The sequence below is a fragment of the Myxococcus sp. CA023 genome (genome assembly GCF_010998615.1).
Taxonomy (GTDB): Bacteria; Myxococcota; Myxococcia; order Myxococcales; family Myxococcaceae; genus Myxococcus.
This window is the reverse complement of the sequence record NZ_JAAEAH010000019.1, coordinates 43,167-58,947: the sequence shown is the minus strand read 5'-3', so window position 1 is coordinate 58,947 and position 15,781 is coordinate 43,167. Positions and strand designations below refer to the sequence as shown.

Annotated in this window: 16 protein-coding genes; 5 read left to right on the top strand and 11 right to left on the bottom strand. The window is 69.7% G+C overall.

Features of this window, described 5'->3' with window-relative positions:
* Positions 1–78 precede the first annotated feature (78 nt).
* The 9 genes from F8M74_RS10775 to F8M74_RS10735 all read right to left on the bottom strand — a co-directional run bounded on the left by F8M74_RS10775 (position 79) and on the right by F8M74_RS10735 (position 10,284).
* Entirely contained in the window at positions 79–1,281 is a 1,203-nt protein-coding gene (locus F8M74_RS10775; RefSeq protein WP_141255066.1) for a GNAT family N-acetyltransferase, read from the bottom strand.
* 52 nt (positions 1,282–1,333) lie between these two features.
* Positions 1,334–2,503, bottom strand: coding sequence for a DegT/DnrJ/EryC1/StrS family aminotransferase (locus tag F8M74_RS10770; RefSeq protein ID WP_141255072.1), 1,170 nt, complete (start codon positions 2,501–2,503; stop codon positions 1,334–1,336).
* Positions 2,500–3,618, bottom strand: a complete 1,119-nt coding sequence (locus F8M74_RS10765; protein WP_141255067.1) for a GNAT family N-acetyltransferase — start codon at positions 3,616–3,618, stop codon at positions 2,500–2,502. The genes F8M74_RS10770 and F8M74_RS10765 overlap by 4 nt, the downstream gene beginning before the upstream one ends.
* A gap of 39 nt (positions 3,619–3,657) precedes the next feature.
* Positions 3,658–4,737: a gluconeogenesis factor YvcK family protein gene (yvcK, locus tag F8M74_RS10760; RefSeq protein ID WP_141255068.1), complete on the bottom strand. Its 1,080-nt coding sequence runs from the start codon at positions 4,735–4,737 to the stop codon at positions 3,658–3,660.
* Positions 4,738–4,830: 93 nt separating this feature from the next.
* The gene (gene exoE / locus F8M74_RS10755; RefSeq protein ID WP_141255069.1) at positions 4,831–6,198 is read right to left on the bottom strand and encodes a polyisoprenyl-phosphate hexose-1-phosphate transferase ExoE; all 1,368 of its coding nucleotides are present in this window, start codon (positions 6,196–6,198) and stop codon (positions 4,831–4,833) included.
* Positions 6,199–6,291: 93 nt separating this feature from the next.
* Positions 6,292–7,029, bottom strand: a complete 738-nt coding sequence (locus tag F8M74_RS10750) for a CpsD/CapB family tyrosine-protein kinase (protein WP_141257570.1) — start codon at positions 7,027–7,029, stop codon at positions 6,292–6,294.
* A gap of 29 nt (positions 7,030–7,058) precedes the next feature.
* Positions 7,059–8,486 carry a Wzz/FepE/Etk N-terminal domain-containing protein gene (locus F8M74_RS10745; RefSeq protein WP_141257571.1) on the bottom strand — a complete coding sequence of 476 codons (1,428 nt, stop codon included), beginning with the start codon at positions 8,484–8,486 and terminating at the stop codon, positions 7,059–7,061.
* A 14-nt stretch (positions 8,487–8,500) separates the two neighbouring features.
* Positions 8,501–9,646, bottom strand: a complete 1,146-nt coding sequence (locus F8M74_RS10740; protein WP_171410345.1) for a hypothetical protein — start codon at positions 9,644–9,646, stop codon at positions 8,501–8,503.
* A gap of 65 nt (positions 9,647–9,711) precedes the next feature.
* Entirely contained in the window at positions 9,712–10,284 is a 573-nt protein-coding gene (locus tag F8M74_RS10735; protein ID WP_141257573.1) for a polysaccharide biosynthesis/export family protein, read from the bottom strand.
* Positions 10,285–10,657: 373 nt separating this feature from the next.
* On the opposite strand from F8M74_RS10735, the gene F8M74_RS10730 reads away from it, so the two are divergent.
* The 5 genes from F8M74_RS10730 to pheA all read left to right on the top strand — a co-directional run bounded on the left by F8M74_RS10730 (position 10,658) and on the right by pheA (position 13,833).
* Positions 10,658–10,855 carry a hypothetical protein gene (locus F8M74_RS10730; RefSeq protein WP_228560503.1) on the top strand — a complete coding sequence of 66 codons (198 nt, stop codon included), beginning with the start codon at positions 10,658–10,660 and terminating at the stop codon, positions 10,853–10,855.
* 92 nt (positions 10,856–10,947) lie between these two features.
* On the top strand, positions 10,948–11,376 hold the full coding sequence (locus F8M74_RS10725; RefSeq protein WP_141257575.1) for an EVE domain-containing protein: 429 nt from the start codon (positions 10,948–10,950) through the stop codon (positions 11,374–11,376).
* Between the two features lie 48 nt (positions 11,377–11,424).
* Positions 11,425–11,880 carry a GNAT family N-acetyltransferase gene (locus tag F8M74_RS10720; RefSeq protein ID WP_141257576.1) on the top strand — a complete coding sequence of 152 codons (456 nt, stop codon included), beginning with the start codon at positions 11,425–11,427 and terminating at the stop codon, positions 11,878–11,880.
* The gene (locus tag F8M74_RS10715) at positions 11,880–13,019 is read left to right on the top strand and encodes a bifunctional chorismate mutase/prephenate dehydratase (protein ID WP_141257577.1); all 1,140 of its coding nucleotides are present in this window, start codon (positions 11,880–11,882) and stop codon (positions 13,017–13,019) included. Before F8M74_RS10720 ends, F8M74_RS10715 begins: the two co-directional genes overlap by 1 nt.
* Positions 13,012–13,833 (top strand): prephenate dehydratase, encoded by an 822-nt coding sequence (gene pheA, locus F8M74_RS10710; RefSeq protein ID WP_141257578.1) that lies wholly within the window; start codon positions 13,012–13,014, stop codon positions 13,831–13,833. Before F8M74_RS10715 ends, pheA begins: the two co-directional genes overlap by 8 nt.
* Before the next feature lie 7 nt (positions 13,834–13,840).
* Here pheA and F8M74_RS10705 read toward each other — a convergent pair whose 3' ends face one another.
* Together F8M74_RS10705 and F8M74_RS10700 are read right to left on the bottom strand one after the other, a co-directional pair.
* Positions 13,841–14,959 (bottom strand): 3-deoxy-7-phosphoheptulonate synthase, encoded by a 1,119-nt coding sequence (locus F8M74_RS10705; RefSeq protein WP_141257579.1) that lies wholly within the window; start codon positions 14,957–14,959, stop codon positions 13,841–13,843.
* A 159-nt stretch (positions 14,960–15,118) separates the two neighbouring features.
* A complete protein-coding gene (locus F8M74_RS10700) occupies positions 15,119–15,685 on the bottom strand; it encodes a tetratricopeptide repeat protein (protein WP_141257580.1) in 567 nt (188 codons plus the stop codon).
* Between the last annotated feature and the right edge of the window lie 96 nt (positions 15,686–15,781).

Sequence of the window (15,781 nt, the reverse complement as noted above, 5' to 3'; positions counted from 1 at the left end):
CCCTCACCGGCAAGCACCCGCGGCGCCGCCCCAACCACCCGGAGTGGTCGAGGCAGGCGCCGCTGGCGTTTTCGACGCTCAGTTCACCGCGGCCCGCCGACGGCGGAAGCGCCGCACCTTCTCCACCAACGTGTCCGGCATCGCCGCCTTGGCACCGTTGCGCAGCAGGCGTGCCAGGGATTCGGACTGGGAGAACCAGCGCCCCTCCCACGTCCCGGCATGGACCCGCACGGACAGCGTGCGCCGCTGCTTGGACACCCAGTCGGATTTGTACGTCTCGGTGCCCCGGAGGAAGTCGTACTCCGTCTGGCCGGCCTCCATCGCGTCGCGGAACGTCTCGCCCACCAGCACCAGGCCCACGCTGCGATTGCGCCACGCCGGGTCATAACCGGACTGGAAGTACACGAACGTGTCGCGGTGGAGGATGCCGTACACCGACGCCACGGCCAGGCCGCCCACCTTCATCGTGTAGAGGCGCAGCCGTCCCCGCTCCGCCAGGAACTGCGTGGCATCGCGGTGGAACGCCTCCACGCCCGAGCCCTTGATGCCCTGCGAGCCCCCATCCGCGGCCCACCGCGCCGAGTGCAGGCGGAAGAAGTCCGTCAGCGGCGCCGCCAGCTCGCCCGGGGCGTCCGTGCGCTCGATGCGGTAGCCCTCCTGCTTCTCCAGCCACTTGCGCCGCCGCAGGAAGTTGTCGCGGCGTCCCGTGCGCTTGAGGAACGCGTCGAAGGGCTCGTCCGGCGTCAGCGTGTCATACGGACACACGTAGCGCGGCGCCACGCGGACGTCCTGCCTGGAGAAGGTCTCCCGGAGCACGTCCACGGTGGGCGAGTCCTCACGCAGGTCCGACAAATCCAACACGTCCCATTCGTCGCGCAGCGCGTGCAGCATCCGCGCGAAGGCGCCCGCCACCTCGCGCTCACGGCCCCGCCGCGCCACGACGTCCAGGTAGTCACTGCCGACGTGTGTCTCCCCCAGGAAGCTCAGCCGCCGCACCGGCACGCCGGTGACGCCCAGGTACTCGACGCCCAGTGGCATCAGGCCCACCAGCGTGCCCGCCACGTCGCGCGCGGTCAGCACCAGCGGGCGCCGGCCCGTGGCGATGCGCCGGCACCACGGGTACACCCACTCCCAGGCGTTGAAGGGCCCCGCGTCGCTCGCATCCATCAGCGCGGCCCATTCCTCCCGCATCCCCGCCAGCGTGGAGAGGCTGCCCACGGCGCCTACCTCCAACGGGTGCGTGGCCCACGCTCCCTGCGACAGCTCATCCTCCCGAATCAACGCCCGTCCTCCCGGAGGGGCAGCCGCCCCGTCCCTGTTCCCCGAATGAACTTCACCCCGCGCGCTTCTTCGTCCGATGGTCCGACTTCACGGCCTCGCGCACCGCCTGCGCCACGTCCGCCATGACCTCCGGCGTCAGGTCCTGGTGGCACGGAATCTCCACGATGGAGCGACGCAGCTGCGCCACCTCCGGGAAGGCCGATGCGTCACAGGCCGGGTGAAAGCGCTTCCAGAAGTCGATGGCGTCGATGCCCTGCGCGCGCAGCCGCGCCAGCACCTCCGCCTTGTCCTGCACCAACAGCGGGTAGAACAGCGGGCACGCGCCCGGCGGCAGCTGGTTGAACAGCGGCGCGGAGATGTCGCGCAGCCGGCCCAACAGGAAGAAGTAGTTGCGGCGCCGCTGCTCGACGATGGATTCCAGGTCCTGGGCCAGGGCAATCCGCTTCGTCAGCGGGCTCATGCCCAGGTCCACGTGCTTGCGGTCGAAGTGCTGCGTCCCCGTGGCCACGCGTTCGATGCTGGCCACCTTCACGGTGCCATGCCCCAGCGTGCGCACGGCGCTGCGCAGGGCCCGGCCGGCCAGGCCGCCGCGCAGCTCCAGGTTCTGCAGCAGCGCGGACACCGTGTGGCTGAAGGTGGACACGGACGGCGGCGCGGGCGGCTCCGGAAGGCTGTACTGGCGCGGGCCGTTGACGACCAGCGCGCCCCCATTGGGAACCGGAAGCGTCTTGTAGAGGCAGAAAATGCCCACGTCTCCCGTCGTCCCCAGGGGCACCGCGCCGTCGGAGGACAGCAGCGACAGCGCGCAGTCCTCGATGAGGATGAGGCCGTGCTGGTCCGCCAGCTTGCGCATCTCCGCGACGGGGCCTGGGAAGCCCGCGTAGTGCGTCAGGTACAGGGCCCGCGTCTTCGGGCCGATGCGCCGGGCCACGTCGTCCAGGTCCACGTCCCAGCGGCTGCCCACGCGGTAGAAGCGCGGCGTGGCGCCGGCGTCCACCAGGGCCTCCACCTCTACGCCGTGGTGGTAGGCGGGCATCAACACCTCGCCCGAATCCAGCCCCAGCATCTTCACCGTCAGCCAGATGGCGTTGCGGGCGAAGTAGAAGTAGCGGACGTTGGGCGAGGAGAACGGCGGCAGCGCGCCGGGCTTCGGCCGAGCCAGCAGCATGTGCGGCCACAGCGTGGGCAGTGACGGCACGAACAGCCGGCCAGAGTGCTTCATCGTCTCCATCGCGACACCACCTCTTTCACCGCGGGCCCCCACCGGAACTTGGCCGCACACAGCGCCTGGCCGAAGGGGGAGTCATTGAACACGTAGAGCCAGGTGTGGCGCCGGACCTCCTTCGTCCAGTCGCGCTTCCACACCATGTCGGGCCCCAGGAAGTCGAACTCGTGCAGGCCCCGGTCGATGCAGGCCCCGATGACCTCATCCACCAGGAGCTGGCCCGGGCTGCACTCACGCAGGCTTTCGTCGTAGCCGAGCTTCAGCAGGAAGTAGCGCCCGCCGTATTCCAGGCCGTAGTGGAACGCCACCGGCCGGCCGTCCAGCCTCAGGAAGTACAGCGCCAGCCGCTGGCGGTAGGCGGAGTCCCGCGCCAGTTCCGTGTAGAAGCCGCGCGTGCGCGCATCCTGCGCCATGGCCGTGCCGCGCGCGCCCTTCCAGCCGCTCTGCTCCAGCAGGAAGCCTTCCTCCAGCGTGCCCTCCAGGCCGAGCCCGCTGTCCACCCGCTCGAAGGTGAGCTGGCCCTTCTCCTCCAGCTTGCGGCGGCGACGACGGCAGTTGGCCTTGAACTTGGACTGCAGTGTCTTCTGAAAGGCATCGCGGGTCGCCGGCAGCGGCACATACGGGGAGCACAGGGACTCCCACTCGCCCACGGGCAGGCCGGACTCGCGCGCCGCCGCGTGCAGCCACCAGGCGGCCCCACCGTCGGGGACATCCGTGAGCCGCAGCACATCCCAGCCACCAGCCGAGCGCAGGTGGGACACGAAGGCCGCCGCGGCGACCTCCGGTTCCTTCGCCATCAGGTCGAACCGGCAGGAGTGGGCGTTGGCCGCCGCGGACAGCTGCCGCACCGGTACACCCAGCAGCGTCGTGCGCTCCTCCCGCAGCGGGAGCACCGCGCCGAGGCGCCCGTCCGTGTCCCGCAGCGTCAGCACGCGCGGATTCACACCGGGTACGAAGTTGTCCATCCAGATGCGGATGAACTCATGCCGGTAGAACAGCTCGTTGGAGGTGGCCTCCACGAGCGCGTTCCACTCGGACTCCAGGGACATGAAGGCCGCGCGTCCCGTTACTTCGGTGACGCGCGGCGAGGCAGAAAGGTCTCTTGCTTCCATGAGGTGTCGGGTGCCCAAGGTGGTGATGGAGGTTCGCGGCTACAACCCGCTGCGGGCCATCTTCAGCAGGCAGGCGGCGACCTTGCGGCTGTCGTGTCGGATTCTGGACCCTGCCTTGAGCAGGTCCGCCTGCACCGGCACCACGCCCGCGCCAATCAAGTCCCGCGGGTTGGCCGACACCACGAACGAGCCGCGACGGGCATAGCGCCGGGTCGCCTCTTCCGTGGGCAGCGTGCCGTTGACGAGCACCGCGTCCAGCACCGGCCCCACGTGGTCCGTGACGGCCTGCACGTGGTCCAGGCAGGACATGCCATCCGTCTCCCCCGGCTGCGTCATCAGGTTGGCCACCATGACCTTCAGCGCGCGCGTCTCCTTGAGCGCCTGGGCCACGCCGTCCACCAGCAGGTTGGGCAGCACGCTCGAGTACAGCGAGCCCGGACCGATGGCGATGAGGTCCGCCGTGTAGATGGCCTCCAGCAGGCCCTCGGTGGGCGGCGGCGAGCGAGGACTCAGCGTGACGCGGCGCACCCGGCCGTGCGCGCGGCAGATGTTGCGCTCCCCCACCACCTCCGTGTCGTCATGCATCTGCGCCACCAACTGCACGGACGCCAGCGTGGACGGCAGCACGTGGCCCCGGGCGCCCAGCAGCTCCCCGGACATGCGCACCGCTTCCATGAAGTCCCCCTTCAGCTCCGCGAGCGCGGCGATGAGCAGGTTGCCCACCGCGTGGCCCGCCAAGCCGCGCGCCCCGCCGAAGCGGAACTGGAAGACGTCCTTGAGCGCGTTCTTTCCACCCGCCAGCGCCACCAGGCAGTTGCGGATGTCGCCCGGAGGCAGCGCGCCGTGTTGGCGCCGCAGACGGCCCGAGCTGCCGCCGTCGTCGCTCATGGCCACCACCGCGGTGATGTCGATGCCGGGCTCCCGGGCCTTCGGTGTCGCGCGCCGGGCCAGGCCGCGCAGCACCATGGGCAACCCCGTGCCTCCGCCGATGGCGACGATGCGCGTCGGCCGGTCCACCCGCCCCTGAAGCACCTCGTTGCCCTGGCGCTCCAGCTCCAGCCTGCGACGGGCCTCCGCCCACTCCGCGGGCAGCGGCGCTTCCATGTCCATTCCCACCATGACGCTTACCCCCATCCACAACGCCCCAGCCCGCCTCCCCAGGCGGGCCCACCTCCCGGCCTCCCTCAGCGGAGGCCGGGAAAGCGAAATGCCCTACCGCGCCCCACGACCGAGAAGCACATGCCTCACGGTGTGGAAGATGATTCCCACATCCAGGAACAGCGAACCGTTCTTCACGTAGTACAGGTCGAACTCCAGCTTGTTCCTCGCATCCTCCACCGACGCGCCGTAGGGGTAGCGAATCTGAGCCCACCCCGTCAGGCCTGGCTTGACGGCCTCCCGCAGGCCGTAGAACGGAATCTGCTGCTTCAACTGCTCGACGAACACTGGCCTCTCGGGGCGGGGCCCCACGAAACTCATGTCTCCCGTCAGGATGTTGAAGACCTGGGGAATCTCGTCGATGCGCGTGCGGCGGATGAAGCGGCCCACCCGCGTGACACGGTCATCGTTCGCCTTCGCCCACACCGCGCCGTCCTTCTCCGCGTCCGTGCGCATGCTGCGGAACTTCCACAGGTGATACGTGCTCCCGAACAGCCCGGTCCTTTCCTGCCGGTAGAAGATGGGGCCCTTCGAATCCAGCTTGATGGCCACCACGACCAGCAACAGGAAGGGCGCGGACAGCATTAGCAGGAGGGATGCCACCGCGATGTCGAAGCCCCGCTTCAGCGTGCGGCGCAGCGGGGACACGGTGAGCTCGTCCGCGAAGGCGAAGTCGCTCGCCCTCAGGAACTGCACCGGAATCCGGCGCAGCACCCGCTCGCAGAAGCCCGAGGCCTCATACACCCGCCGGCCCTGGAGCCGGCAGCGCAGCAGGCCGTCCACCCAATTGGCCCCGCGCATGTCATCCGCGGCCTGCACCACATAGGCCGCGTTCAGCCGGGCTGCCGTCTGCTCCAGCACCTCGCCCGAGGTGCGGGGGTCCGTCAGGCCCACGATGCGGTAGGTGCCCTCCCCGCCCGCATCAATCGCGCTGGCCACCGCGCGAGCCTTGGGCCCTTCGCCGACGATGAGGACCGAGTGCGGCGCTCCCACCAGGGCGCGGATGGACACCCGCACCATCAACGTCCCGGCCAGGGCGCCCATGGCCCCGCCCAGCAGCGTGCCCGGCGGAAGCTGCATCGGCACCACCAGCGGGGTGACGAGCATGACGCCGCCCGCCACCATTGCCGTGACACCCGCGGCCTTGAGGAACCGGTATCCCCTCACCCGGTCCTCCGCGGCCACACGGAGATCGTACAAGTCCAACAGGTACAGCGTGAACTGGAAGGTGATGACGAACGCCGCGCCCATCCACAGCAGCGTGGGCCACAGCTGCGACAGCGGCGTGTGTGTCCCTTCAGGCGCGAAGAGTGCCGCGCAGGCCGCCGCGCCCATCACGCAGGCCAACGCGATTGCCGAACTCTCGGCGAGGAAGAACGTCAGCTTCTTTGCAGAGAAATAATGGTGAAAAACGCGGAGCACGTGCCCCTCCAACCTACCCGCCCGACCCTCTTCCACCTCCGGGCCCGCCCCCTGTCACCAGGAGGCGGGAAGCGGAACCCAAGCCACCCGCCGCTACTTCTTCTCGTAGTTCTTCAGATACGGCACCGAGTGGACCTCCGCGCCATTCAGCACGCACCCGACGATGGGCGCGCCGCCCAGGCTCTCCACCGCCTGGTGCACCGCCTTGCCCGACGTCACGTTGGCGCGGATGACCATCAGCACGCCGTCCGCCTGATGGCCCAGGATGGCCGCGTCCGCGAAGGGCAGCGTGGGCGGCAGGTCGACGTAGACCTCGTCGAAGCCATCACGCACCGCCTTGAGGAACTGCTTCATCCGGCCGCTCGCCAGCACCTGCGCGGTGTCCTCGGGCGCGACGCCCGCGGGGATGAGGGCCAGGCGCGTGGAGTTGAACCGCCGCACCACGTCCCGCACCTCACAGTCCCCCGCCAGCAGCTCCGCCAGGCCCGTCTTGTTGCGCATGCCCAGCATGGCCGCCACACCGCCCCGGCGCAGGTCCGCATCCACCAGCAGGATGCGGCGCTCCGGGTTCGCCCGGGCCGCGGCGAGCGCCAGGTTGACGCTCGTCACCGTCTTGCCTTCCCCGGGCATCGCCGAGGTGAGCGCGACGACCTTCATCGGCCGCAGGTCCCGCATCCGCTCGAGCCTGTAGTAAAGACTCCGGTATTGCTCCGCCGCGGCCGATGCCGGCGCCGTCAGCGTCACCACCCGGCGGTCCACCGCGTTGCCGCCCGTCGGGTTGTCATCCACTCGGGGGAGGAAGTTGCCCGCCCGCTCCATCGTCTGATCCATGTCTGTCCTCCGTCCTTTTCCGGCAAGACTCAGTTCAACGACGTGGGGTTAGACACGCTGTTTCGAGCCCCCGAAGCCGGCATCAGAATCCGCCGCTCCGTCTTGCCCTGCATTTGCGGGACCACCGCGAGCACCGGCAGCGTCAGGCGCTGGCGAACCTCGGTGCCATCGCGCAGGCTGTCGTCACGCATCTCCAGCACCGCCCCCGTCAGCACACCCAGGCCCAGGGCCAGGAGGAAGACGATGAGCATGCCCGTCATGCGGTCCGGCCGGGCCGGGGTCGCCGGCACGCCCGCCGGGGAGATGACGTTGAACAGGCTCTTGGCGCTCTTGGCCTCCAGCTCCTGCGCGATCTCCGCCTCCACCTTGCGGCTCACCACGCTCTGGTACTTGGTGCGCGCGATTTCGTAGTCGCGGTTCATCACCGCCAGCGCGTGCGCCCAGCGCGGGGTGTTGTTCAGCCGGCCCTGGTACGCCTCGGCCTGCTTCTGGAGGTCCTGAATCTCCTGCTGGATGTTGCCAATCAGCGTGGCCACGCGGGCGCGCTCGGCGCGCTCGGCCCACAGCCGCCCTTCGGCCTCCTTGCGGCGAGTCGACATGCCGTCGAGCTCCGTCTGCAGGCGCTTCACCTCCGGGTGGTCCTCCGTCCAGGTGGTGCGCGCGTTGACCAGGGAGCGGGTGAGCCCGTTCTCCGCGGCCTCGAGCCGGCCGGCCTCGCTGTCCACCGCGTTGCGAGCGCGGGCCAGGTCGGAGCGGCGGCCCTCGGCGACACGCAGCTCCTCGGACTTCGTCTGGAGCTGGTGCGACACGCGCTCCAGGCCGCGCATGTTCATCTCCATCTGCTCGGGCAGCTCGCCCAGGTGGTCCACCTTGAACTGGGAGATCTTCGCCTCCCAGTTGCTGACCGCCTTGCCCAGCTGAACCATCTCCTCGTTGAAGAGGTCGGTGGCGCGAGCCGCCTGCGCCTGGCGAATCTTCAGCGTCTCATCGGAGAAGAGGGTCGGCAGGCGGTTGGCCACCTGCGCCGCCACCTGCGGGTCGCGGTTGGCGTAGGTGAGCTCGAAGGCCGTCTCACCCTCCACGCGCACCGTGAGGTCCTTGCGCATCTGCGTGACCGCGGACTCCATGCCCTTCTTCGAAACGATGTCCGGATAGAGGTTCATCTCCTCGATGGCCTTCTGAAGCACCGGACGCGCCAGCAGCTCCTGGCGAACGGTGAGCAGCCGCTGCTCGATGATTTCGCTCACCGTGCGCTGCACCATCTCCTCACCCGGCCGCTGCGGCTCCACGCGGACCACCACTGAACCCTCATACATGCTTGGCCGGGTCATCACGATGGCTGCGCCCACCACGAAGACCACTGCTGCGATGGCACCGACCAGGGCCTTGCGCCGCCACAGGGCTCCCAGAAGCTGGTCTGCCGTCATCCCTCGCTCCATGTTCCGCTCCTCCTCCATCCCACGCGCTGTAGCTACCAAGGCGTCACCACCAGACGGACGGCGAACACATTGCGCGTCAGGTCCACCGCGCTCGCCGAATCCGCCAGCCCAACCTGAGCGATCCGATCCACCGCCCCCTGCGCCGACAGGCGCCGGTCAATGCGGTACTCCACACCACCACTCACCGCGTAGCCCTGCGACACCCGCGGCGCTCCTCTGAACACGGCCCAATCCAGCGACGGGGCCTGCCCGTTGCGGAAGAAGCTGGCCGCGCCAAAAAGCGAGAACTTCTGGGTGAACCGGCGCGCCAACATCACCGACGCGTAGTCCGCCCACAGCGCGTTGGTGAAGCCGTTCGCGCCCACCAGGTCGTGCCCCGTCGACACGCCCACGTCGAACATCTCCCCTTCGCGCTGCAGCTCCACGTGCACTCGCGGAACCCAACCACCCTGCTGGCCCACCGGCGCCAGGTACCGCACGGGGCCCGCTCGGACGGTGAAGGTGGTAGGCCGCGTCAGCCGATACCGCAACCCCAGCGCCGCGCCGTGCGACTGGCTCAGCGACCCCTCATAGAGCAAGCCCTGGTACCGGTACTCCAAGCCCAGGCTGAGCCGGCGCGTGGCGCGGTACCAGCCTTCGATGGAGGGCGTGTGCGCGTACCCCGCGCGCTGCCCCACGTCGATGATGCGCACCGCCTCGAAGCGGTAGCCCGCGCGCACGTCCAGCCGCTCCGCCACGCGGTTCGTCACGCCCAGCGTCGCCTGCGTGAAGAACGTGGGCAGCGTGGAGCGAGCCAGGCCGTCACGCGGCAGCGAGCTGGGGTCCGTGACACGGAACACCTGGATCGCCGTGTCCAGCCGCAGGCGACGCGTCATCTGGTGCCGGGCCTCCAGCCCGCCCCGGTGGTCCAGCGTCGTCCTGCCCGAGCCATGCCGCATCAGCAGGTCGGCCGCGTAGAAGCTGTCCAGCGTGAGCCGCGCGTCCTTCGCCTCCAGTCCCAGCCGCGGCGTCACCTTCGTCATCAACTGGCCGGTGCCGCCACCGCCCAGCCGCAGGTCGTCGTCGAACCGCTCCTCGGCCGTCAGCCGGAGCCTGGGCTCCCATACCGTCGCGGCCTGCGCAGCAGGTGCACCGAACATGAGGCCCGCGAGTAGCCACTTCTTCCAGTTGCCCTTCACCGTCGCCCTCCGTCCCACACGCCAACCCCCACCCACGTCCACGACGCCCACTGCGTCATCACCCTTCACGGAACGACGACGGTGTCACCCGGCCGGAGCATGACCTCGTGTCCGCCATCCGGAGAGATGAGGTCGCTGTAGCGCACCGGAATCTGGCCGCCCTTGCTGTCGGTGCGGATGACCACGATGCCGTCCGAGTTGGCGAAGTCCGTGAAGCCCCCCGCCAGCGCGATGGCCTGCAGCAGCGACACGCGGCCGCGCAGCGGATAGGCGCCCGGGTGGGCCACCTCGCCGGTGACGAACACGCGGCTGCTGTTCACCTCGCGGACAATCACCGTCACGCGCGGCTCCTGCACGTACGGCTGGAAGGCCTCCTTCAGGGAGTCGGCCAGCTCCGTGGGCGTCTTGCCCGCGGCATGGACCTCGCCCACCATGGGCATGGAGATGTAGCCATCCGGACGGACCGGCAGCGTCCGGGACAGCTCCGCGTCACGCCACACCGCGACGTCCAGCACGTCCTCGCGGCCAATCCGGTAGGGCTGCTCCGTGTTGTCCACCTTCACCTGCGGCTGGTGCGCGCAGCCCCCCAGGAGCACCACGCCCAACACCGTCCAGACCCCCGCGCTCGTCTTGCCCATCGTCAGCTCTCCCTCAAAAGCGTGTGTCGCGCTTCCGGCCCTACCGCGGCCGGACGTTGCTTCCGGCGGCGTTGCCTTAGCAGCGCGTGTGCCACGTACTGGAGGGAGGGAAAGCCCTTGGATAGCAGTGGGTTACGAAGTGCCCTCCTGGGAGACCCCATGGGGTTCAGGAAATTTTTCCGGCATCGTACCCGCGTCCCACCCGGTGCTTTCTTCAGGCATTGCTCTGAACAGGGAACGACTTTTCCCTCCGCGGCCCCTCCCGCTTCCCATTTCCCGGGGCAGGAGGCTGGCACGCGTCTTGGACCGAGGTTCGTGCGAGGCAATGAAGTCCACAACGCGTGATGAGTTCGCGAGAACGGGGGATGGTCGGATGAGGAAGGCGGCTGGGGCAGCGGCGGCGTCGTTCGCGATGGGCACGGGAGCCATGACCCTGATGGGTGTGGCCTTCGCAACGCAGATGGAGGCCGCGGTGGTCGCGGTGGTGGGCCTGGCGTTGTACGCGAGCAGCGCGCTGCTCACGAACAAGGCGCCGGCGACGGCGGCCACCAGCGTCGCGAAGCAGGCGTAGTCCGGATGTAACGAAAGAGGCCGGGCGCCCGCGCGTGGCGCCGGCCTCTTTCATTTGGCGCGCGCGGTTTCGGACCAATAAGGTGCGCCGCCATGGCCAAGCAACAGTTCTGGCTCATCAAGAGCGAGCCCTCCGTCTACGCCTACGCCCAGTTGGAGAAGGACGGGAAGACGGAGTGGACCGGCGTGCGCAACTTCGAAGCGCGCAACAACATCCGGGCGATGAAGCCCGGGGACCTCTGCCTCTACTACCACTCCAACGAGGACAAGGCCGTGGTGGGCGTGGCCCAGGTGCTCACGCCGCCGGGACCGGACTCCACCGTACCCGATGAGGACTGGGCCGCCACCTTCATGGGGCCTGTCGTCCCCTTCACGCAGCCGGTGGACCTGGCCACCATCAAGGCCACCGCCGCACTGAAGGATTTTCCGCTCGTCACCCGCGGCCGGCTGAGCGTGGCCCCCGTCACCGCCACGCACTTCAAGCAGGTGTTGAAGATGGGGAAGACAGTACTACCGAAGTAGTACGGTGACGCTGGTGGGGCGCCACCCCCGAAGGCATACTCCGGCGCCGTGAGTGCCACTGACATCCGCAAGATTCCGGCGCGGGAGACGCGCGGCCTTCGCCACGCCATCCTCCGTCCCAACCAGCCTCCGGAGATGGCCGTCTACCCCGGGGATGACGACGCGGACACGCTCCACCTGGGCGTCTATACGGAGGGCCGCCTGGTGGGCGTGGCCTCCCTGTATCGGGAGCCGCCGCCGGACGCGCTGCGCGCCACCACGGCCTGGCGCCTGCGAGGCATGGCGGTGGATGCCACCTTGCGTGGGCACGGCCATGGCGCCGCCCTCCTGAAGGCCTGCATGGAGCATGCGGCGCGGCAGGGCGGTTCCCAGGTGTGGTGCAACGCGCGGATGACGGCCTCCGGGTTCTACCGCGCGCAGGGCTTCGCGCAGCGAGGCGAGCCCTTCGACCTGCCCGGCATCGGCCCGCACCACCTCATGTGGCGCAACCTCGGAGCCTCGTGATGACCACCCTCCCCGACCTCGACCTCATCCGGACCTCCATCGAGCGCATCGACGAGGAGATTCTCGATGCCCTCCGCCGCCGAATGGCGCTGGCGGACGACGTCGCCCGGGCGAAGCTGGCCGCCGCCGCGCCCTTCCGGGACCAGCGCCGCGAGGACCTGCTCCTGCGCCGCATCCGCACCCGCGCCGCGGAGCACGGCCTGGACCCGCACGAGGTGGAGCGCATCTGGCGGCTCTTCATCGACATGTCCGTGGCCCGGCAGCACGAGCTCGTCACCCGCCTGGACACCACGCCCCTGCGCGTGGCCTACCCTGGCGTGGAGGGCTCCTACAGCCACCTGGCCGCGCGCCGCCGCTATGGGCACCGCGCGGGCGGCGTGCTGCTGTCCGGCTTCGACCATGCGCGAGAGGCCGTGGAGGCGCTCCGCCGCGGTGAGCAGGACCTGGTGCTGCTGCCCATCGAGAACACCACCGCGGGCAGCATGAACGAGACGTACGACCTGCTCGCCGAGGGCGGCGTGGTCATCACCGCGGAGCTGGTCAGCCAGGTGGACCACCGCCTGCTGGGCCTGCCGGGCGCGAAGCTGGAAGGCCTGCGGGAGGTGCTGTCCCATCCGCAGGCGCTGGCGCAGTGTGAGACGTTCCTCCGGGAGAAGGTACCCTGGGCCCGCGCGGTGCCGGACGTGGACACCGGCGGCGCGGCGCAGAAGGTCCGCGAGCGCAACGACGCGTCGGTGGCGGCCATCGCCAGCGAGACGGCGGCGCAGCGCTTCGGCCTGGAGGTGCTCGCGGGCGATTTGCAGCCGGCCTTCGACTACACGCGCTTCGTGGAGGTGGGCCGCGAGGCCACGCCCCTGGCGCCCGGCGTGCCGTGCAAGACGTCCCTGCTGGTGGTGCTGGAACACAAGCCCGGCACGTTGGGAGAGATGCTCCAGCGGCTCACCCTGCGCGGCGTGAATCTGAGCAAGCTGGAGTCGCGCCCCATCCCGGGGCAGCCGTGGCAGTACCGCTTCTACCTGGACGTGGAGGGCCACGCCGCCTCCGCGGCGGTGACGGCGGCGCTGGACGACATCCGTCCGCTCACCTCGTCGCTGCGCGTGCTGGGGACGTATGCGCGCGCGGAGTCGCCTCATGCCTGAGTCGCCGCGGCGCATCGCCTTCCAGGGCGAGCCTGGCGCCTACGGAGAAGAGGCCCTGCGCGCGCTGCATGGCGCCGACGTGGAGGCCGTCCCCTGCCTCACCTTCCGCGCCGTCTTCGAAGCCGTGGCCGAAGGCCGAGTGCACGGCGGCGTGGTGCCGGTGGAGAGCTCGCTGGGCGGGCCCGTGGCGGAGACGGTGGACCTGCTGCTGGAGCATGACGTGCCGGCGACGGGCGAGCTGTCCCTGCGCATCCGCCACTGCCTGCTGGCCCCACCGGGCCTGGCACTGGACGACGTCCAGCAGGCCCTCTCCCACCCGCAGGCCCTGGCGCAGTGCGCGGGCTACCTGCGCCGGCGGGGCATCACACCGCTGTCTGAGACGAACACCGCCATCGCCGCGCGAAAGGTGGCGGAGGAGAAGCCTCCGCACACGGCCGCCATCGCCAGCCGCATGTCCGCGGGCCTGTACGGCCTGGCCGTGCTGGAGGAAGGCGTTGAGGACTCGCCGGACAACTTCACGCGCTTCATCGCCCTGGGGCCCGCGCCCGAACGGACGTGGACGCGGCGGAAGACGGCGCTGGCCTTCACCGTGGAGAACGGGCCGGGCGCGCTGTTCCGCGTGCTGAGCGCCTTCTCCTCGCGCGGCCTCAACGTGGCGCGGCTGGAGTCCCGGCCGCAGCGCCGCGCCTGGGAGTACGTGTGGTGCCTGGACGTGGACGGCGCGCTGGAGGACCCGCGGGTGCGCGAGGCGGTGGCCGCGGCCCAGGCCGCCTGCGTCACCCTGCGGGTGCTCGGAAGCTACGGCGTGGTGTGAAGCCCGCTCAGGCGCTGGTGGCCTGGAGCCCGTCACCGTTCTGCACGGCCGTCTCGTACGCGGAGCGCACCAGCTGGACGTAGCGCTGCAGCGCGGGGAGCTGCTCCATGCGCAGGGCCTGGGGGCCGTCACACAGGGCGGCCTCCGGGTGCGGGTGGAAGTCCACCAGCACCATGGACGCGCCCGCGATGAGCCCCTGGCCAATGGCGTGGAAGATGTCCGGCAGTCCGTCCGGCGGCGGCGCGGCCTGGCCAATGGCGTGCGACGGGTCCACGCACACCGGCAGGCGCGTCAGCCGGCGCACCACGGGCACGTGGGCGAAGTCCACCATGTTGCGGTGCGGGTCACCCAGGTGCGTCTTCACGCCGCGGAGGCAGAAGATGATTTTCGGGTTGCCCTCGCTCGCCACGTACTCACACGCGTTGAGCGACTCCTCCAGGGTGATGCCCATGCCGCGCTTGAAGAGCACCGGGAAGACACGCTGCTGGCCAATGCTCTTGAGCAGCTCGAAGTTCTGCGCGTTGCGCGTGCCCACCTGAAGCATGACGCCCGTGGCGTTGCCGGAGCGCTCCAGCGCGTCGCGAATCTCGTCGATGTGACGCGGGTGCGTCACCTCCATCGCGATGACCTTGATGCCGTGCTTGCCCGCCGACTCGAACACCCAGGGCAGGCAGGCGGCGCCCAGGCCCTGGAACTCGTAGGGGTTGGTGCGGGGCTTGTAGGCGCCCATGCGCGTGGTGCGGATGCCGCAGCGAGCAAGCGCCGCCATCATCGTGTCCACGTTCTCCGGGTTGTCCACGGCACACAGGCCAGCGAACACATTCACGGAGCGCTCGTCGAAGGTGACGCCGTTGTACTCGAAGCCGGCGGACGTCCGCTGACCCTTGTGCCGGCCGATGACGCGGTACTTCTGCGACACGCGCACCACCTGCCGCACACCGGGAATCTGCTCGAAGGGCTCCACGGGCACCTGCGCGGTGGAACCCAGCAGGTAGACCTCCGTAATCGTGTACTCGGCGCCACCGATGACGTGCGTCCGAGGCGTCACTCCCTTGTACTGGGAAGCAACCTGGAGGACGGCGGACACCACGGACTCAGGCGAGTCCGGCTCGAGCATGACGATCATCTTCAGTTCTCCCGGGCGGCGCTGTCTGACTTTACGCGAATTGCGTGAAGTGTAACGGAAAAAGGCCGCGGCAGATGTAACACTTCGAACCGCATTGCCGCGTCCGGACTTGAAACCGGAGTGGGGATTCGTGTCGTCCAGGCCCCGGCGGGCCGCCTGCTAGGCCGGCACGGGGCGGAGCCGGGTGGCGAGTTGGGCGTAGTGGTTTCTCTGAGCAGTGTCGCCCAGGTGCTCCCACACGTCGGCCAGGGCCCGGGCGCACTCGGCGGAGCCGGGGGACAGCGTCAGCGCCAGTTCGAAGACGTGGCGGGCCTGACGGTAGCGGGCCTTGTCCGGGCGACGGGAGCCCCGCGTCAGCAGCGAATTGCCCAGGTTGTAGATTTGAACGGCGGCGGACTCGCGGTAGCCCGGCGTGGGGTTGAGCTGCATGGCGCGCTGGAGCAACTGCGCGGCGGCCTCTGGCTCTCCGAGCTCCAATTGGCAGAGGGCGGCGTCGCGGTGGGCCTCGGCCTCGGTGGGGTCCACTTCGATGGCGCGCTCGAAGCAGCGCAGCGCCTCCTCGAAGCGTTCCAGCGTGGCCAGCGAGGCCCCCTTCCCCGTGAGCGCGGGGACGTGCTTGGGGTCCACTGCGAGCACCTTGTCAAACGCGAGGATGGCCGCCTCGTGATTGCCCGCCATGGACAGGCTCACGCCGTCATTGAATGCCGCGAACAGCAACTTGGACATCTCTCCCCCAGCGAAAGGGTGACACCGGCCACGCTCTCGGGCCGGAGGGTCAGCCTCTCACCGGGGAAGTCCCCATGGAAAGACGTCATTCCTGGG